At 43.8% G+C, this 18,134-nt stretch carries 17 protein-coding genes; 6 read left to right on the top strand and 11 right to left on the bottom strand.

Translation table 11 applies throughout. The annotated features are described in order from the left end of the window. Positions 1 to 17: 17 nt before the first annotated feature. Positions 18 to 722: an SDR family oxidoreductase gene (locus ACVBDU_RS02615; RefSeq protein WP_447178224.1), complete on the top strand. Its 705-nt coding sequence runs from the start codon at positions 18 to 20 to the stop codon at positions 720 to 722. 163 nt (positions 723 to 885) lie between these two features. Further along, positions 886 to 2,100 carry an RsmB/NOP family class I SAM-dependent RNA methyltransferase gene (locus tag ACVBDU_RS02610; protein WP_447178223.1) on the top strand — a complete coding sequence of 405 codons (1,215 nt, stop codon included), beginning with the start codon at positions 886 to 888 and terminating at the stop codon, positions 2,098 to 2,100. On the opposite strand, the gene ACVBDU_RS02605 is transcribed toward ACVBDU_RS02610, so the two are convergent. Then, positions 2,097 to 2,510 (bottom strand): acyl-CoA thioesterase, encoded by a 414-nt coding sequence (locus tag ACVBDU_RS02605; RefSeq protein WP_447178222.1) that lies wholly within the window; start codon positions 2,508 to 2,510, stop codon positions 2,097 to 2,099. The genes ACVBDU_RS02610 and ACVBDU_RS02605 overlap by 4 nt on opposite strands. 204 nt (positions 2,511 to 2,714) lie before the next feature. Here ACVBDU_RS02605 and dnaA point away from each other — a divergent pair, with 204 nt between their 5' ends. From dnaA to ACVBDU_RS02590, 3 genes are all read left to right on the top strand, one after another. Next, entirely contained in the window at positions 2,715 to 4,142 is a 1,428-nt protein-coding gene (gene dnaA / locus ACVBDU_RS02600; protein ID WP_447178221.1) for a chromosomal replication initiator protein DnaA, read from the top strand. Positions 4,143 to 4,238: 96 nt separating this feature from the next. Further along, positions 4,239 to 4,697, top strand: coding sequence for a low molecular weight protein-tyrosine-phosphatase (locus tag ACVBDU_RS02595; protein WP_447178220.1), 459 nt, complete (start codon positions 4,239 to 4,241; stop codon positions 4,695 to 4,697). A 29-nt stretch (positions 4,698 to 4,726) separates the two neighbouring features. Beyond that, positions 4,727 to 5,452 (top strand): SAM-dependent methyltransferase, encoded by a 726-nt coding sequence (locus ACVBDU_RS02590; RefSeq protein ID WP_447178219.1) that lies wholly within the window; start codon positions 4,727 to 4,729, stop codon positions 5,450 to 5,452. Between the two features lie 249 nt (positions 5,453 to 5,701). Here ACVBDU_RS02590 and ACVBDU_RS02585 read toward each other — a convergent pair whose 3' ends face one another. The 4 genes from ACVBDU_RS02585 to dapF form a co-directional block, all read right to left on the bottom strand. Next, positions 5,702 to 6,328: a peptidoglycan-binding protein LysM gene (locus ACVBDU_RS02585; protein ID WP_447178218.1), complete on the bottom strand. Its 627-nt coding sequence runs from the start codon at positions 6,326 to 6,328 to the stop codon at positions 5,702 to 5,704. Positions 6,329 to 6,547: 219 nt separating this feature from the next. Continuing rightward, positions 6,548 to 7,591 carry an endolytic transglycosylase MltG gene (gene mltG / locus ACVBDU_RS02580; protein WP_447178217.1) on the bottom strand — a complete coding sequence of 348 codons (1,044 nt, stop codon included), beginning with the start codon at positions 7,589 to 7,591 and terminating at the stop codon, positions 6,548 to 6,550. 49 nt (positions 7,592 to 7,640) lie between these two features. Beyond that, a complete protein-coding gene (locus ACVBDU_RS02575) occupies positions 7,641 to 8,168 on the bottom strand; it encodes a GNAT family N-acetyltransferase (protein WP_447178216.1) in 528 nt (175 codons plus the stop codon). 53 nt (positions 8,169 to 8,221) lie between these two features. Continuing rightward, a complete protein-coding gene (dapF, locus tag ACVBDU_RS02570; protein ID WP_447178215.1) occupies positions 8,222 to 9,001 on the bottom strand; it encodes a diaminopimelate epimerase in 780 nt (259 codons plus the stop codon). Positions 9,002 to 9,324: 323 nt separating this feature from the next. On the opposite strand from dapF, the gene ACVBDU_RS02565 reads away from it, so the two are divergent. Next, complete coding sequence (locus ACVBDU_RS02565) at positions 9,325 to 10,710, top strand: trypsin-like peptidase domain-containing protein (protein ID WP_447178214.1); 1,386 nt, start codon at positions 9,325 to 9,327, stop codon at positions 10,708 to 10,710. Positions 10,711 to 11,051: 341 nt separating this feature from the next. Here ACVBDU_RS02565 and ACVBDU_RS02560 read toward each other — a convergent pair whose 3' ends face one another. The 6 genes from ACVBDU_RS02560 to ACVBDU_RS02535 all read right to left on the bottom strand — a co-directional run bounded on the left by ACVBDU_RS02560 (position 11,052) and on the right by ACVBDU_RS02535 (position 18,071). After that, entirely contained in the window at positions 11,052 to 11,666 is a 615-nt protein-coding gene (locus tag ACVBDU_RS02560) for a potassium channel family protein (protein ID WP_447178213.1), read from the bottom strand. 6 nt (positions 11,667 to 11,672) lie between these two features. Next, the gene (locus ACVBDU_RS02555) at positions 11,673 to 14,003 is read right to left on the bottom strand and encodes an ATP-dependent helicase (RefSeq protein ID WP_447178212.1); all 2,331 of its coding nucleotides are present in this window, start codon (positions 14,001 to 14,003) and stop codon (positions 11,673 to 11,675) included. Positions 14,004 to 14,396: 393 nt separating this feature from the next. Next, on the bottom strand, positions 14,397 to 16,691 hold the full coding sequence (locus ACVBDU_RS02550; protein ID WP_447178211.1) for a xanthine dehydrogenase family protein molybdopterin-binding subunit: 2,295 nt from the start codon (positions 16,689 to 16,691) through the stop codon (positions 14,397 to 14,399). 22 nt (positions 16,692 to 16,713) lie between these two features. Then, positions 16,714 to 17,169: a (2Fe-2S)-binding protein gene (locus ACVBDU_RS02545; RefSeq protein WP_447177612.1), complete on the bottom strand. Its 456-nt coding sequence runs from the start codon at positions 17,167 to 17,169 to the stop codon at positions 16,714 to 16,716. 180 nt (positions 17,170 to 17,349) lie between these two features. Continuing rightward, positions 17,350 to 17,790: a molybdenum cofactor biosynthesis protein MoaE gene (locus ACVBDU_RS02540; RefSeq protein ID WP_447178210.1), complete on the bottom strand. Its 441-nt coding sequence runs from the start codon at positions 17,788 to 17,790 to the stop codon at positions 17,350 to 17,352. A gap of 53 nt (positions 17,791 to 17,843) precedes the next feature. Continuing rightward, positions 17,844 to 18,071 carry a MoaD/ThiS family protein gene (locus tag ACVBDU_RS02535; protein ID WP_447178209.1) on the bottom strand — a complete coding sequence of 76 codons (228 nt, stop codon included), beginning with the start codon at positions 18,069 to 18,071 and terminating at the stop codon, positions 17,844 to 17,846. Between the last annotated feature and the right edge of the window lie 63 nt (positions 18,072 to 18,134).

Here is an 18,134-nt window from a genome sequence, read left to right as displayed (position 1 = left end):
ACACAGATACAGTAGCTATGAAAAACAAGACAGCATATATAACGGGAGGCTCCAAGGGCATCGGACTCGGAATAGCGGAAGCCCTCCTGAAGGAAGGAATGAAAGTAGCGGTTACCTGCCGGGACAAAAAACGCGGTGAAAAAGCCATGCAAAGCATCACAAAGGAAGAAGATTCTTACCTGGTGATAGAATCGGATGTGACGAATTACCAATCGGAACAGGCCGCCATAAAACAGGTAACCGACACCTGGGGCCAACTCGACGTGGTGATCGCTAATGCCGGAATAGGCGTTTTTGCCCCAATAGACGAATTATCCGCCGAAGACTGGAACAGTACCATAGACACCAATCTTACAGGCGTTTTCAACACGGTTAAAGCTGCCATTCCGGAATTAAAGAAAAGTAAAGGGTATATCATTACCATTGCCAGCCTTGCCGGAACCAATTTCTTTCCAAAGGGCGCTGCTTATAATGCGAGTAAATTCGGGCTGGTCGGTTTTTCCCAGGCCATTATGCTGGACCTTCGTCCGTATGATGTTAAAGTAACCACTATAATGCCGGGCTCTGTGGCTACATATTTTAACGGAAACACCCCCGATGCTGCCGATACATGGAAGATACAACCGGAAGATATAGGCCAAATGGTCGCCGACCTGCTTAAAATGCCGGCACGTACACTTCCGAGTAAAATTGAAGTAAGGCCCAGTAAGACATCTCTTTAGATGTTTTGAAGCCGGAAGCTTGAAGCACGAAGCAAGGAGAAAGAAGCAAGAGGACTAACAAACTCCGAGCTTCCGGCTTCAAGCTTCCGGCTTTTTTTTCCAACATTCCGTGTCCGATATCTAAAATCTAAATCGTACCTTTGCCGCCTAATTTTTTTCACCTATGCGACTGCACAGAAACCTGGTTTTTACCGTAATTGATTCTCTTGATTTTATTTTTAACCAAGGGGAATATGCCGATAAGGTGGTGGCAAAAGCATTGAAAAAAGACAAGCGCTGGGGAAGCAGTGACAGGAGATTTGTTGCGGAAACCATTTATGACATAGTTCGCTGGAAACGCCTTTATGCCGAGATTGCCGGGGTAAAAGAACCGTTTAACAGAGATAATTTCTGGCGCATCTTTGCAGTTTGGGCAGTATTACGCGGACACAGGCTTCCGGACTGGAAACAACTGGAAGACACTCCTTCCCGACGCATTAAAGGACGTTTTGAAGAACTGTCCGCAATACGCAAGTTCCGGGAATCGATACCCGACTGGATGGACGAAACCGGCGTACGTGAGCTCGGGGAAGCCACCTGGGAAAAAGAAATTGCTGCACAAAACCAACAAGCCGATGTGGTACTCAGGGTAAACACCCTGAAAACAGACGTGAAAAAATTACAAGCCATTCTGGCCGAGCAGAAGATACAAACCAAAACCCGGAAAGATTATCCGGACGCACTAGTACTCGAAGAACGTGCCAATGTTTTTCTGACCGATGCCTTCCGGGAAGGATTCTTTGAAGTTCAGGACGCTTCTTCCCAACTGGTGGTTCCGTTACTGGACGTACAACCGGGAATGCGCGTAGTCGATGCTTGTGCAGGCGCAGGAGGAAAAACGCTTCACATGGCCTCCCAAATGCAGAACAAGGGGCAAATCATTGCTATGGACCTGTACGAAAGTAAAATGAAACAACTGAAAACCAGGGCGAAAAGAAACGGCGCTTTCAACATAGAATACAGGATCATCGAAAACAACAAAACGATAAAAAAACTCTATGATAAAGCAGACAGGGTATTGATAGACGCCCCGTGCAGCGGACTGGGGGTATTGCGAAGAAACCCGGATACCAAATGGAAATTACAGCCCGAATTCATAGAGAAAATTAAGAAAACACAACAGGAAATCCTTCAGAGTTATTCTAAAATGGTTAAACCCGGAGGGAAACTCGTCTATGCCACCTGCTCTGTACTCCCTTCCGAAAACAGGGAACAGGTAGATGCCTTTCTGAACAGCGAAGGCGGCAAAGAGTTTCAACTGGAAAAGGACCATAAAATACTCGCATCCGTTTCCGGATTTGACGGTTTTTATATGGCCCTTTTGCATAAGAAAAGTTAAACCGAATCTTCCGGATTTCTGATTTTTCCCAAAATATAATCGGGACATTTTACCGGTCTTCCGGACTTCATATCCACGAATGCCAGAACAGTGTTGCCGAGTGTTAAAATCTCCCTCTCTTCATTGTAAATTTTGTAGTCGAATTCAATCTTAACCCCCGGTTCCTTTTTCAGGGTTGTAGACACCCATATAAGGTCGTCGTACTTTGCCGGTTTTTTATACTCGAGACGAAGGGAAATAACCGGAAGCATAATACCGTTTTCTTCCATGGATCTGTAGGAGACCCCGATATTTCTAAGCCATTCCACTCTTCCTATCTCCATAAACTGTGCGTAGTTCCCGTGGTAGACCACGCCCATCTGGTCTGTTTCACCGTAACGAATTCTTATCGGAATTTCGTGTGTTTTCATAAAAATTTATCGTATATTTTACGTGTTAAGATAATGTAACATTATTGTTAACAAGCATGCGAAAAAAAAACTAAAAATTCAACCTCTATTTCATTTTTTTTTTCAATTTTTTGTTCACATATTTGTTCAACCTAAGGCGGGAAGATATACTATTTTCAATCTTCTTCATAATCACTAATCTAACTGAATAAACTATACGAGGTAATGAATTTGACTGCGCAATCGGTATGGGACAATTGTCTATCGTTTATAAAAGATAACATTCAGCCCCAAGCTTACAAAACCTGGTTTGACCCAATAAAAGCTGTCAAACTTACCGATAACGCTCTGAGTATCCAAGTTCCGAGTAAATTTTTTTACGAATGGCTGGAAGAGCATTACGTAAAGCTATTGAAAGTGGCTCTTACGAAGGAGTTGGGTGAGAGTGCCAAATTGGTGTACATCATCAAAATGGAAAACACCTATGGTAACCAACGGCCTTTTACTGAAAAGATACCCAGCAGTAACCGGTCTAATTTACAACCGCAGGAACTGGACGTTCCTGTCAAACACAAAAATCCCGAACTCAAAAATCCGTTCGTGATCCCGGGGATCCGGAATATTAAAATAGAATCCCAGTTAAATCCGAATTATAATTTTGACAATTTCCTGGAAGGGGACTCCAACCGCCTTGCCAGGTCTGCGGGGCTTGCAGTTGCCAATAAACCGGGCGGGACCTCTTTCAACCCCCTCCTTGTATTCGGAGGTGTTGGTCTCGGAAAAACCCACCTTGCCCATGCTATTGGTGTGGACATCAAGGATAAATACCCTGAAAAGACCGTATTATATATTTCCGCGGAAAAATTCACGCAACAGTATATAGAATCCGTAAAGAAGAATACCCGTAACGATTTTATTCACTTCTACCAGCTCATCGACGTGCTGATCATAGATGACGTGCAGTTCTTTTCCGGCAAGTCCGGAACACAGGACGTATTCTTTCATATCTTCAACCACCTGCACCAGAACGGAAAACAGGTTATTCTCACTTCAGACAAAGCTCCGGTAGATATGCAGGATATAGAGCAACGGCTCCTGTCCCGTTTTAAATGGGGTCTTTCCGCCGAACTGCAAACACCGGATTACGAAACCAGGATATCCATCCTGAAAAACAAACTCTACAGGGACGGCGTGGATATGCCCGATGACATCATTGAGTATGTCGCCAAAAACATCAAGTCTAATGTACGGGAACTGGAAGGCGCTATCATTTCACTCATAGCACAGTCTTCCTTCAACAAGAGAGAGGTGACCATCGAACTCGCCACCCAGATCGTGGAAAAATTCGTGAAGAACACCAAACGGGAAGTTTCCATAGATTACATCCAGAAGGTAGTATCGGACTACTTCCAGATGGATGTGGCTACCCTGCAGTCCAAAACCAGGAAGAGGCATATTGTACAGGCCAGGCAACTCGCCATGTTCTTTGCCAAAAAATTCACCAAGGCTTCCCTGGCCAGTATCGGTTCCCAGATCGGGAAACGGGATCACGCTACCGTATTGCACGCCTGCAAAACCGTAGACAATCTGGCAGAGACAGACAAACAGTTCCGCAAACATCTCGAGGACCTTACCAAAAAGCTCTCGCAATAGAAAAAATTCCGTTTAAAACTACCCCACCCCTTTTTATTGTTTATAAATTTCTATCTTGCAGCATACGTCAGATATCATAACCGTTTATCGTAAAGAATGAAGACGAAAATTCTCATGGTCTGCCTGGGTAATATATGCAGGTCTCCCCTCGCGGAAGGCATTCTGCGTTCCAAAGTTTCGGAAGAAACCGTAATGGTCGACTCTGCCGGTACTGCCGGGTATCATACCGGGGAAGCTCCTGACCCCAGATCTATTGATATTGCCCGAAAAAATAACATCGACATAACGAATCAAAAATGCAGGAAATTCCAGATTTCTGATTTTGATGATTTTGACAGGATTTATGTCATGGACAACTCTAACTACGACAACGTTTTGAACCTGGCCAGAAATGCTAAAGATGATAAGAAAGTAGATCTTATCCTCAACCTGTTATATCCGGGCGAAGACATGGATGTTCCGGATCCTTATTACGGCGGAGCACAAGGTTTTCGCGATGTTTTCGATATGCTGGACCGTGCCTGTGACATCCTGGCAAAAGACCTGAAGGGGTAACCGTATACACCTTGCTCATACATTGTAATTTGAAACAAGAAAACAACACATCCGGCAAAGTATTTCTGATACCGACCACACTGGGAGATCAGGATCCTTTATACGTACTTCCTTCGTCTGTTAAAAAGGTAATTGAAGAAATCGACTATTACATTGTTGAAAACGAGAAAACAGCGCGACGATTCATAAAAAGTATCTGTCCGGAAAAACAGCAAAGTCAATTACACATACAATTACTGAACAAACACACAGAACCGGGAGATATCCCCGCTTTTTTATCGCCCTGCACGGAAGGTATGAATGTGGGCGTAATATCCGAAGCCGGATGCCCCGGTATTGCGGACCCGGGGGCTGATGTAGTTGCCATCGCGCACGAAAAAGAAATAGCTGTTGTTCCGATGGTGGGCCCTTCGTCCATATTCCTCGCCCTGATGGCCAGCGGCATGAACGGGCAAAGTTTTGCTTTTAACGGGTATCTTCCCATAGACAAGATAAAGAGAAAACAGGAAATTAAAAAACTGGAAAAACGTTCGTCAGAATTACAGCAATCCCAGATTTTTATCGAGACTCCTTATCGCAATGAACAGCTGCTGGCCGACCTCTCTTCCACCCTTAAACAGGACACACAGGTATGTGTGGCCTGCGATATTACGCTTTCTACGGAATTTATACGGACCAGAACCGCCAAAGCATGGAAAAAAAATACGGAAAGTCTGCATAAAAGACCCTGTATCTTCATCATCCATGCGCGCTAAAAATACTCTTTAACAGGTAGTAAGAACAGCTTTAGTATAAATTTAAAATACTCCCCCAAAGGAATCCCGGAACAGAAGATGCCGGGAAGACAACACCTCAATAAACGCTTAAAACCTGACTTTTTCAAACATAAGACAGGATAAATCTTATAAAATCAAAGCTACCAGCAAGAATATTACACGGTTAAAAAACCAAAACCCCGTACTTCAAAAAAGCACGGGGTCCCGGAAACGTATGTTTAACCACAATTAAATTTTTGCTCTCCTGTTTGGCTGGATATAAGAAGTATCATAACCGGAGAATTTTTTCATGTAGTACCGGATAGAGGCGCCATTGGCATCTTTAAACCCCCTGGCTCCACCGGAACGCAGGTAGGTTTTTACATTACCCGGGCCTGCCAAATGCGCAGCCGCCAGAATACCTGACTCCGTAATGTAAACACCACCCATATTTTTTCCGACACATCTTTGTATATCTCTTCGAAGCACCCATTTATTCCTTGCCGTATTGGCTATAAAGGCACGCTCCTGCAATTCGGGATCATTCAGAAAATCGGAAGAATTATACACTCCGATAAGCTTCAGGGTAGAAGTTCCGAACTGGTACTTTCCCATATATCCCAGGTGATTGGTTACAAAATAATTTCCTCTGGACTCTTTGAAACCCAATGCTTCCTTAAAACCCACAAACGATTTCCCTAAAAAGGGAGGATGGATCACATTTACCGGTTCATCTACAGAGGGAACGGTTACCAATAACGGACCATTTACTTTGTACTTGTTATGGACCTTTACTTCCTTTGTTGACGTAAACCCCAAACTAATAAAGGTTAAAAGAATAATTAAAACAGAATATTTCAGTATATTCTTTCCCATTGAATTTTATTTCTTCGAGACTTACAAGGCCGGGGTATTAAACTCCGAATATCACATTAAAGTGATCAAAATCCCCGCTCGAAATTAGCGGGTGCAAATATACGACTTTTTTATTAAACTGAAAATCAAAGTGTTAAATTATTCTAAAAATCTGTTTTTCCTTTTTCCGCATTTTATTGTATTAAATATACGATAAAATTCCATAACCCGGCGGTTTTTTTATCTACGCACTTTTTGTCTGTTCAACCAGTTTACATATTCCCTTTTACTGGCATTATGCTGTGCTAATGTTTTGGAAAATTTATGATAACCCGGCTGGTTTATATCCGCTACAAAATAATAGTAATCGTGTTTTTCCGGGTTGAGCACTGCATCTATAGAAGATATATCGGGCATTGCTATGGGGCCCGGAGGTAATCCGGCATATTTGTAGGTGTTATACGGCGAGTCTATTTCCAGGTCCTTATACAGTACCCTTTTTATCACGGTGTCATAATCTCCGGTATGCTTTTTTAGTGCGTATATAACTGTCGGATCGGCCTGTAGCAGTATCTTTTTACGCAACCTGTTCAGATATACCCCGGCAACTCTTGGTCTTTCGTCCGCTTTAGCCGTTTCTTTCTGCACAATGGAGGCCAGTGTTATTACTTCTTCTTCCGAAAGGTTTTGTGCCCTTGCCCGGGCCAGTCGTTCTTCGTTCCAGAACCTGTTGTATTCTTTCAGCATCCTGCTGCGAAATTCTTTTGCCGACGTATTCCAGAAAAATTCATAACTATTAGGTATATAAAGTCCCAGCGCTTCCTCTTCTGTGAATTGTATACTATCCAGAAAAACCCTGTCCCTGAAAACCTCTACCAGCTCCACACTATCCGCCTCTATCTGTACAGCTATTCTGCCTGCAAGTTTCTCGAGGGACTCCTGGTTATTAAAGGACAGGCTAACAGGGGTGTTCCTGCTGCGAAGGGTATTTACAATATCGTTATTGCTCATCCCCTTTTTTATGACATATTTTCCTGCTTTAGGGCCGGCTATATATCCTTTTTTTTCAGCAACCTTCTCAAAAGTCCGAATGTTTTTCAACAGGGGTTCCAGCTGTTCCCTGACTTCCGGGAAATTTGCCCCGGTGGAAACATAGACATAGGCTTCGTTATTATTAAATGCGGTATTTGGGGCAAAAATAGCTGTATAAATGCGATATACAAACACCAATCCCAGAACAACTCCCAGGAGCAAAACAGCTACGATTATCTTTCGTATATACATGGGTATTATTTAATTTGGATCGTACCGGAGCGCTGGGCCCCGGTTTTATTTATGAATTATGGATTCTCTGATATAAAATTTCGTCTTTAAACTCACCTCCCGTAAAATTCCAGTCTTTTTTGACTCCTACCTCTTTAAAACCGAGATTGGAGAACAATTTAATACTGGCCGTATTATCTTTTGCTATATTGGCATATAACTGATGGATTCCCAAATGGGAAAAAGCATAGTCCATAAGAAGCTGCAGTGCCTCGGTACCGATGCCTTTATTCCTTCTTGAGATTTCCAATACCACAATTCCCACTCCTGCCCGCTTGTTCTTCGGGCAAAAATCAAAAAGGTCTATAAATCCCAGAAGTTTGTGATTAAAATCCGCTATGGCAAGGCGCAACTGCTTTACTTCATATATATCCTTATGACTGTTTTTAAGATATTCTTTAAGGATATAACGGGAATACGGCACCTGGGTCTCGCTTACTTCCCATATAGTTTCATCGTTCTCCAGCAGGTACAGGAAATCCAGGTCTTCGGGTTCCAGCGCCCTTAAAAAGATATTTTTCCCGGTAAGTGTCACCATAATTTATTTCCTATTTGTTATCAACGCTGTTCCAAAGGCTTTTGGGATATCTCCTAAAGCACATCTACTTCTCCCCGAAACACTCTTGTTGCAGGGCCTTCGAGGTACACATTTTCATATTTCCCATCCCGTTCTTCGAAAGAAACGGTCAGGATTCCTCCGGGAGTATCCAGTTTTACGGTATTTTCACTCGCTTTCCCCGTACGGTGCATGGCAATGGCCACTGCGGTCACACCTGTTCCGCAGGACAAGGTTTCATCTTCTACTCCCCTTTCATACGTCCTTACCTTAAACACATTATCTCCGGCCGGGCTTACAAAATTAATATTACTTCCTCCTTTTCCGTATTTACCATAACGCAGTTTTTCCCCGTTGGTCTTCACATCAAAATTATCGAGATCCTTTACCTCCTGTACGTGATGTGGGGAGCCTGTGTTGAGAAATACGTAGTTATCAAAAACTTTTATAGTGTCCACATCGGTCATTTGCAGACGCACCTTGCCATTTTTTATAGTAGCGTGATGCATTCCGTCAACCGCAATAAACCTTGCTCCTTCACCGACAATTTCGAGGAAATTGGCAAAAGCCACAATACATCTTCCCCCGTTACCGCACATCGTACTTTCCCCTCCGTCCGCATTGTAATATACCATCCGGAAATCGGCAGCCTCATCATTTTCAAGAAGTATCAAACCGTCAGCGCCTATGCCAAATTTTCGGTCACAAAGACTGGCAACCAGTTTGGTATCATTTTTGGGAAACTGTTGTTGACGGTTATCGATCATTACAAAATCGTTTCCCGTTCCCTGATATTTATAAAATATTAAGTGCATTCGTTCTTATTTAAATCAGTTGTCCGACGGTTTTCCTGTTATGGCAAATATACGATTTAACAGTTATTATACACCTGTTAAACTGCCGTTAAAGTTGAAATGTTAAAATAATAAACGCTTAAATTTGAATGTTAAAATTCCGTTTCGGAGCATCTGTTCCGAAATGGTTAAAGAACGAAAAACACTCGATTACTCCGGCAAAGAGCCTTGTGTCGTTGCAAAACAACCGGCAAGGGCCGGGAGATTCCAAGCCCCTTATCTTCGGCCGGATGGCAAAACAAAAATTATTGAATAACATTTGATAAATTATAAAATTAAAACCTATGAAAAAGTTTATCGGTTTACTTATCGTATCTGTCCTGGGAGGGATTCTTACTTTGGGAATGTACAAGACTTTTTTTGAAAAAGGTCAGGTAATTGTCGAGCATAAGGACAATACCCCGAATTTTGTAACCACCAGCTACAATCCGTCACCGTTGGCAGCTGCGGAAACAACGGATTTTACGGGAGCCGCAGAAAAAACAGTTCATGCCGTTGTGCACGTCACCAATAAAATAACCAGTAAAGGCCCCACCAGTCTCCAGGATCTTTTCTTCGGAAATGCCAGGGAACGCACACAGGTAGGTACCGGTTCCGGAGTTATCATATCTCCGGACGGTTATATCGTTACCAATAACCACGTTATTGACGGTGCCAGTGAATTATCGGTAACCCTGAACAACAACAAAACATATACTGCAGAGCTTATAGGGTCTGACTCTTCTACGGATATAGCGCTTATTAAAGTAGATACGGACGATGACCTGCCTTACCTTGCTTTCGGAGATTCCGACAATGCCAGGGTCGGGGAATGGGTACTTGCCGTCGGAAATCCTTTTAACCTTACTTCTACGGTAACGGCAGGTATTATCAGCGCCAAGTCCAGGGACCTGAGCGGCAGTAACAGACAGTCTTTCATACAGACCGATGCCGCCGTAAACCCCGGAAACAGCGGAGGCGCACTGGTAAATACTAACGGAGACCTCATTGGTATCAATACTGCTATTACATCGCGAACGGGAACATATATCGGTTACGCCTTTGCCGTACCGAGTAATATTGCCAAAAAAGTAGTGGAAGACCTACTGGAATACGGCAATGTACAAAAAGGACTTTTAGGCGTGTCCATACTTCCGAAAAATACTCCTTACGCTGTGGAAAAAGGACTTAATAACATTGAAGGTTTGTATATAGCCGGTGTAGAGGAAGAATCCGGGGCGGAGAAAGCAGGAATCCGCGAAGGCGATGTTATAAAGAGCGTAGACAATATAAAGGTTACCAAATTCGCCGATCTGACCGGGTATCTCAATTCCAAACGTCCCGGTGACATCATTAAAGTGGCCATAGACAGGGATGGCAATGTTAAGACCATTCCGGTAACCCTGAGCAAGGTAAACACATACACGTTGAACGAATTGGGAATGCAGGTAAAGAACATTTCCGAAAAGGACAGGAAGAAATTCAAAATAAAAGGCGGGGTTAAGATCACCCGTACCGCTCCTTACCTGAACAATGCTAACCTGGAAGGAAGAATACTTGTGGGGATAAACAGCAAGGAAATACAAAATGTTGAAGAGGCCAAACAGATCGCATCCGAGATAAACCCGAATGAAAGAAACGTTATGATTATCCTTAACGAAAAAGGTGAAGCGGAAAGGTATTTGTTCTAGAAAACACGTTTTAAACTTCTGATTTCCAATCCCAAATTCCATATAATTCTGTAGTGGAATTTGGGATTTTTTTAATTATAACGTAACGTGAGTTCGATTTAAGACAAGGCCAAATATGCTGGTTATAAGGTGCTTGAGTCAAAATAGTGCTATTACCTCGTCCCGATGGTTATCGGGAGCAGTCGAGAGGTTTTTGGGGATTAACTCCTATAAAAGAGGTCTCGACTGCGCTCGACCTGACAGGGATTAAGATAACCATCTGTTATTCTGTATGATATAAATCGAACTCACGTTATTTTAAATTCTCGCTAATTCCACCTTCCATTTTGTTCCGGGCAAGTTTATTTTTTAAAGGAGGAGACTTTATCATTTATAAATGACACTGCGGTTCCAAACGAAGCTATACCACAGAATATCAATATAGCTGCAATTGCTTTACCCACATTGGTCACCGGATAAAAATCTCCATATCCCACTGTTGTTATCGTTACATAACTCCACCACAATGCGTCTTCAGCCATTTTTATATTACCTATATCTTTTTCTACATATAACACTGCAGTGGTACAAAGCACCAGGGTAACAAAAGCTGTAAAGACTACGAACCCGTATAGCGAAGCCGATTTGTTTTTTCGTATAAAATCCACTAAGAGTTTTATTGACTTCATTATCCGCAGCACTCTGAAAACGCGAAATATCCGAATATAGCGCAACTCATGGATCACCGGAATGGACGACAATAAATCTAACCATCCAAGTCTTATGAAATAACTCTTCTTATCCTGTGCTTTGTGTAATTGATTAAAAAAATCCATGAGAAATATAAAACAGAGCGCATAATCAAAATAAGATATAAGGCGATAAACCTCAGATTCGGACGAAATAAAAAAAGTAACAGAGAGTAATAATATACTAAAAACCGAGAGTAAGGATATAACGATATTAGTTACACTCATAAGAAATTATTTTACAATATCCAGTTTGGCAAAGCGAAGGAGTAATTTTTTCAATTCCCCGTTATCGAATTTTATTTCCGCTTTCCGGTCATTTCCGGTTCCTTCGAGTTTAATAACCTGGCCGTTGCCGAAACGGGAATGGGCTACCCTGCTTCCTACGGAAAGATCGGAAGAGGTCGCATTTCCATTACCCACGGGACTTCCCAGGTCCGGTTTTATTTTTCGAAGCTTTCGAAGTTGATTTTCCGAAGGCCCTTTTTTATCCGGAGGTGTACTGCCTACCGGTTTGTTAAGTCGTAATTTGCTCTTGTCTACTTCCCCGAAAATATCCGCATCGATCATCGGTTTGTACCGGTAAGAAGAATCCAATGGCGGAGTAAGGTATTCCAGGAATTTCTCCTCGATCTCTTCTATAAACCTGCTCGGTTCGGCATCGATGAGTTTCCCCCAGCGATAACGGCTTTGGGTATACGTCAGGTAGGCCTGTTTTTCTGCCCGGGTAAGCGCCACATAAAACAGTCGTCTTTCTTCTTCGAGTTCGCTCCTGGTATTCATACTCATGGCGGACGGAAAAAGGTCTTCTTCCATCCCTACAATATAAACATAGGGAAATTCCAGTCCCTTTGCCAGGTGTATCGTCATCAGGGCAACCCGGTCATCGTCCGACGTATCATTGTCCAGGTCGGTAGCCAGGGCCACATCCTCCAGGAATTCCGCAATAGATCCCGTAGCGCCGTCTATTTCCTGTTGTCCTTCCACAAAATCCCGGATACCGTTAAGCAACTCTTCCACATTCTCCATACGGGCTATCCCTTCGGGAGTACCGTCTTTTTTGAATTCGAGCAGTATCCCGGTTTTCTTGGCTACGTGTTCGGAGAGCACAAAGGCGTCCGCACTCTGGGCGGTTACCTGGAAACTTTTGATCATGGTAACAAAATCCTGTAGTTTCCTGCGGGTGCCGGCATTGATCTTCAGGTCTATCTTATCGAGGTGCTCCATTACTTCAAAAACGGAACGCTTGTAATGATTGGCGGCAACGGTAAGTTTTTCCAGCGTGGTCTGCCCTATCCCCCTTGCCGGGAAATTGATCACCCTGTTCAATGCTTCTTCATCCTTAGGATTTATCACCAGGCGAAGGTATGAGAGTACGTCTTTGATTTCCTTACGCTGGTAAAAAGACAGGCCACCGTAAATGCGATACGGGATATCGCGTTTTCGCAAAGCATCTTCTATGGCCCGCGACTGGGAGTTGGTCCGGTACAGAACCGCAAACTGATTGTTACCCAGTTGATGCTGCATTTTGGTCTCAAAAATCGACCCGGCTACAAACCTGCCTTCTTCGGCATCCGTAATACTCCGGTTTACTTTTATCTTCCCTCCTTCTTCATTGGCCGTCCACACTACTTTATCCAGTCTCGTTTTATTCTTTTCGATCACGGAGTTGGCAGCTTCCACTATATTTTTTGTGGAGCGATAGTTCTGTTCCAGCCTATAGACCTTTACATCGTCATAATCGCGCTGAAAGTTCATAATATTATTGATGTTCGCACCGCGAAACGCGTATATACTCTGCGCATCGTCCCCTACCACACAAATATTCTGAAATTTGTCGCTCAAAGCCCTTACGATAAGGTACTGGGAATGGTTGGTATCCTGGTACTCATCTACCAGGATATAGCGGAACCGCTCCTGGTATTTGCCCAGTACTTCCGGAAAGCGGGTAAGCAGTTCATTGGTTTTCAGTAACAGGTCGTCAAAATCCATTGCACCTGCCTTAAAGCAACGCTCTACATAAGCCACGTAAATATCTCCCATTCTGGGTCTTTTGGCCATGGCATCGGCCTCAACCAGGTCCGGATTATTAAAATAAGCTTTTACGGTTATAAGACTGTTTTTATAAGACGAAATACGGCTTTGTACCTGTTTGTATTTATATACATCCTTGTCCAGCCCCATTTCCTTAATAATGGCATTGATGAGACGCTGGGAATCCTGCGTATCGTAAATGGTAAAATTGCTGGGGTATCCTAATTTATCGGCTTCAAAACGAAGTATTTTTGCAAATATGGAATGGAAGGTTCCCATCCATAAGTTTTTAGCCTCGCTATTCCCAACAATATCGGCAATTCGCTTCTTCATCTCGCGGGCAGCCTTATTGGTAAAGGTAAGGGACAGGATATTAAACGCATCCACGCCTTTACTCATCAGGTATGCTATCCGGTATGTAAGCACCCTTGTTTTACCCGATCCCGCTCCCGCAATTACCATTAAAGGGCCGTCCATGTGAAGTACGGGCGCCCGCTGTGCTTCATTTAGTTCCTGTAAGTACTTTTCCACTGTTGTTCGATCTTTTTCGAATGTATATGTCCGGCCGCAGTTTCTCTTCCCTTCCGGCTGTTGCCATAGGAATAATAAGACCGTTACCATCCGGAACGGATGGAATGACCATATTGAAAATCAAAGCGTGAAATTAATTATTATCCCCTTATTATGAAACTATTTTGCGTTCTTTTACGGAACAACGACAAATAATGGAAGTCAGATTTCCTGTTTCATAGGAAAAACGGGGAATAGAATCGAATTTTATTCGTTTCATAAAGAGTTAGAATCATGCGCTTAAGTACCTCCGGTTATCGGGGTTACTTTAGCTTCTGAAAAGATATGACCCTGGTTAATTGGTTATTTCGTTATTCAGGCAACACTTTAAAATTTAATACCGCAAAGCAATAACTAGACCACTTCCAGATCCACCGGCAGTTTATGTATCCGTTTGCCCGTAATTTTATAGATTGCATTGCACAATGCGGGAATAAAAGGAGGTACGGGAGGCTCTCCCACCCCGGTAGGTTTGGCATCGCTTTCTACGATATCGACGTGGATTTTTTGTGGGGATTGTGGCATACGAACGATCTGGTAGCTATCGAAATTATCCTGTACTACCTGTCCGTCCTTAACTGTAATGGCGCTGTTCAGTGCAAGGCTGGCCGCAAATTGTGAACCTCCTTCGAACTGGGAACGGATGCGGTCGGTATTCACAGCCTGACCGCAATCCAGTGCATAGTGTACATTGGGTATGGTTATATTATTGCGATCATCTATGGCAACTTCTACCACGCAGGCTACATAGGTAAGAAAACTGCGGTGTACGGCAAACCCCAGGGCGCGGCCTTCCGGCATTTCCCTGCCCCAGCCGGATTTTTCGGCTACACGTTCGATCACCCTGCGCAATCTCCCGGTTTCCCAGGGATAATCCTCTATATTTTCTCCGTAATTACCATATTCTCCCTGTGGCATTTCTTCGTTAAATGTAATACTGCGGTCCTCACCCAGCATATCCAGGGCGTTAGCTACGGGGTCCATTTTCCGGGCCTCTGCAATTTCATCGAGCATACTTCCCGAGGCAAACACATGGTGGATGTTACTTACCGAACGCAGCCATCCTATACGCACATGCGCTTTGGCATCGTGGGTCTCTACACGTATGGAAGGTACGTCATAGGGAAAATCCACGCATCCAAGCCCCATTTCTCCGTCCGAGGGCTGTACGGCACCGGCATCGGAAGTAGAACTTATGGATGGAAAGGAGGAGTGATGGTTCCACCCGCTCACTTTATTGTCCTTATCTATAACCGCCCGTACCCGCTGAGCACTCTGGGCGTGATAAAAATCGTGCTGAACATCGTCTTCTCTCGTCCACTGAACTTTTACCGGGAATCCGGACTTTTGGGAGAGCAAGGCTGCTTCCACAATAAAATCCGGTTTGGATTTACGGCCGAAACCTCCCCCGATAAGGGTTATATTAACTGTTACGCCTTTTACGTCCATTCCCAGTGCCTCCGCCACGGAATCCCGTGCCCATTGCGGGTGTTGTGAAGGCGCCCATATTTCGCATTTGCCGTCTTTCACCCTCGCCAAAGCAGCAGGGGGTTCTATGGTGCCATGGGCGTAAAACGGCGCCAGGTATGTTTTTTCTATGACCTTTGAAGCATTTTTGAGGGACTTGTCAAAATCTCCCCTTTCTCTTCTTACGGTACCTTTTTCTTTTGTTTTTTCCAGTAGTTCCTCCTGTTGTTTATCCGAATCGTAACCGGAATTCGGACCGAGATCCCATTCGATCTCCAGGGCTTTTCTCCCCTGCATCGCCGCCCATGTATTTTCGGCAATTACAGCCACGCCACTCAGGGGTTTGTTCAACTGCGGGGGTATTCCGGCTCCTTCGATAGTATGTACCTGCAGGACACCATCGATAGCCAAAGCGGCCTTATCATTCACAGATTTCACCTTACCTCCGACAACCGGACAGCGCTGAATAACCGCTATTTTCATTTCCGGTACTTTAGCGTCAGTACCATAAACGGCTTTACCGGTAACGATATCCTGAAGATCTATGATCGGGGTGTCTTTTCCTATTATCTTAAATTCCGAAGGGTCTTTTAATACAATTTCTTCCGGCTTGGGCATAGGTAATGCAGCCGCGAGATCTACCAGTTCTCCGAACCCTACGGATTTTCCGGAAGATCTGTGGATCACTTTTCCATTCTCGGTATCGCATTCACTTTCATCCACTTCCCATTTCCCGGCAGCGGCACGAATGAGCAACAATTTCGCCGTAGCTCCCGCTTCACGCATGGGTTTGTAGAACATCCGCACGGAAAATGATCCGTCAGTATTCTGGTTACCGTATTTCTCTTCGTCTCCTTCCGCCTGAACGATCTCGGCTTTTTCCCAGTCCGCTCCCAGCTCATCGGCAACGATAAGCGGCAGGGAGGTACGAATCCCTTGTCCCATTTCGGAACGGTGCGCCGTAATAATTACTTTTCCGTCAGAAGTGATCGTTAAATAAACATTGGCTTTAAGTTCTGTTATTTCTCCTCCCTTTTTACGATCGGAACAACTGAAATTAACACCAAGTATCAACCCTGTGGCAGCGAGCGAGCCGAGTTTGAGAAAATCCCTCCTTCCCGGCTTGTATATAATTGTCGTTTCTTTATCTTTTTCCGGAGATGTAGGTACAGATGATTTCATAAAGCTGGTATTTTAAAGGGGATTATTTTTCCGAAGCGGTATGTATGGCCGCTTTTATCCTGTTGTATGTACCACAACGGCAGAGATTACCCTGCATGGCACTGTCTATTTCTTCATCGGACGGCGACGGATTTTCCCGGAGAAGGGCCGCTGCCGACATGATCTGCCCGGTCTGGCAATACCCGCACTGGGGAACTACATGTTCCGCCCAGGCTTCTTGTAAGGGATGATCTCCGTTTTCCGACAATCCTTCTATAGTGGTGATCTCGGCAGACTGCACCGCAGAAACAGGAAGACTGCACGATCTTGTAGCAACGCCGTCGAAATGCACCGTACAGGCTCCACATAAAGCCTTTCCACACCCGAATTTTGTTCCTTTCATATCCAGTATATCCCGTAATACCCACAATAAAGGCATATCGGGCATTGCATCTATCTGGTGTTCCACGCCGTTAATCCGAATGGTATATTGTGCCATAACTTTTAAAGTTTGAAGTTGAAACTGATAAACCTGAACAGTTTAAAATTAATTATAAAATGTCAGTTACAGTAAACTGTATTGCAAATTTTAAGCAGGGACACAGCTATTTATACTTGTTCAAAATAAAAAAAGGAAGAATACGGGAATTGTTCGGGCCTTCTTCTTTATAGGGTAATCTTAATTATTGACTTTCCACTGATAACCTTCGTCTTCAAACAATTCTTTTCCCCATACGGGAAGCTCCGCTTTTATTCGTTCGACGATTTCATTACAGGCTTCGGTGGCTGCTTTCCGGTGTGGGGAAGACGTAAATATGAAGAGGCATATTTCTCCGGTCTTTACCGGCCCCAGGCTGTGGTAGACATGCATACAGGTAATGGGATATTTTTCGAAGGCCGACTCTCTTATTTCATGCATCTTTTCCAGTGCCATTTCTTCATAAGCCGTGTATTCGATGGCAGTCACCTTTTTGCCTTCCGCTTCATCGGCCCGGACTTGTCCCAGGAAAATACTATGGGCACCTATTTCGGTTTTACTACTGTGTTTTGCTATGCTTTCTCCTACAAAAGATGCCGGTATGGCTCCTTGCCGGAATATATTTTTAGGGGTACGTTTCATTTGGGTGTTATCGCGTTTATTATAAGGTAAGGTACCAGGACATTTGGTGTTTTTCATCCTCCGGAGAACGGGGGAAGAAGACACACTTCACTTCCATCTGCCAACAGGGTATTTTCCCGGACAATTTCTTTATCTATGGCTATGAGATATTTCATTCGTTTTAATACCGGGTATTTTTCTTCCAGCTTCCGGACCATAGTATCCGTATCCGGAATATCCTCCATTTGTACGAAAGAGTCCCCGAAAATGTCTGTCAACTGTCCGAAAACCAATATCTTCATTTTATATTTTTTAGGGTTAAGCTATTATTTTTTATTTTAATTCTCCCCGGTAATACCGGTATT

The organism is Sinomicrobium endophyticum (assembly GCF_052983315.1).
The sequence above is the reverse complement of the archived record's forward strand: the minus strand, read 5'-3'. Positions and strand labels throughout refer to the sequence as shown.

Bases quoted from the DNA above. Each gene is read 5' to 3' on its own strand.
- ACVBDU_RS02550 (WP_447178211.1), bottom strand. From the start codon at position 16,691: ATGAAATCATCTGTACCTACATCTCCGGAAAAAGATAAAGAAACGACA.
- ACVBDU_RS02560 (WP_447178213.1), bottom strand. From the start codon at position 11,666: ATGAGTGTAACTAATATCGTTATATCCTTACTCTCGGTTTTTAGTATA.
- ACVBDU_RS02605 (WP_447178222.1), bottom strand. From the start codon at position 2,510: ATGAAAACACACGAAATTCCGATAAGAATTCGTTACGGTGAAACAGAC.
- ACVBDU_RS02565 (WP_447178214.1), top strand. From the start codon at position 9,325: ATGAAAAAGTTTATCGGTTTACTTATCGTATCTGTCCTGGGAGGGATT.
- ACVBDU_RS02575 (WP_447178216.1), bottom strand. From the start codon at position 8,168: ATGGTGACACTTACCGGGAAAAATATCTTTTTAAGGGCGCTGGAACCC.
- ACVBDU_RS02540 (WP_447178210.1), bottom strand. From the start codon at position 17,790: ATGAAACGTACCCCTAAAAATATATTCCGGCAAGGAGCCATACCGGCA.
- mltG (WP_447178217.1), bottom strand. From the start codon at position 7,591: ATGTATATACGAAAGATAATCGTAGCTGTTTTGCTCCTGGGAGTTGTT.
- ACVBDU_RS02615 (WP_447178224.1), top strand. From the start codon at position 18: ATGAAAAACAAGACAGCATATATAACGGGAGGCTCCAAGGGCATCGGA.
- ACVBDU_RS02545 (WP_447177612.1), bottom strand. From the start codon at position 17,169: ATGGCACAATATACCATTCGGATTAACGGCGTGGAACACCAGATAGAT.
- dnaA (WP_447178221.1), top strand. From the start codon at position 2,715: ATGAATTTGACTGCGCAATCGGTATGGGACAATTGTCTATCGTTTATA.
- ACVBDU_RS02535 (WP_447178209.1), bottom strand. From the start codon at position 18,071: ATGAAGATATTGGTTTTCGGACAGTTGACAGACATTTTCGGGGACTCT.
- ACVBDU_RS02610 (WP_447178223.1), top strand. From the start codon at position 886: ATGCGACTGCACAGAAACCTGGTTTTTACCGTAATTGATTCTCTTGAT.
- ACVBDU_RS02585 (WP_447178218.1), bottom strand. From the start codon at position 6,328: ATGGGAAAGAATATACTGAAATATTCTGTTTTAATTATTCTTTTAACC.
- dapF (WP_447178215.1), bottom strand. From the start codon at position 9,001: ATGCACTTAATATTTTATAAATATCAGGGAACGGGAAACGATTTTGTA.
- ACVBDU_RS02595 (WP_447178220.1), top strand. From the start codon at position 4,239: ATGAAGACGAAAATTCTCATGGTCTGCCTGGGTAATATATGCAGGTCT.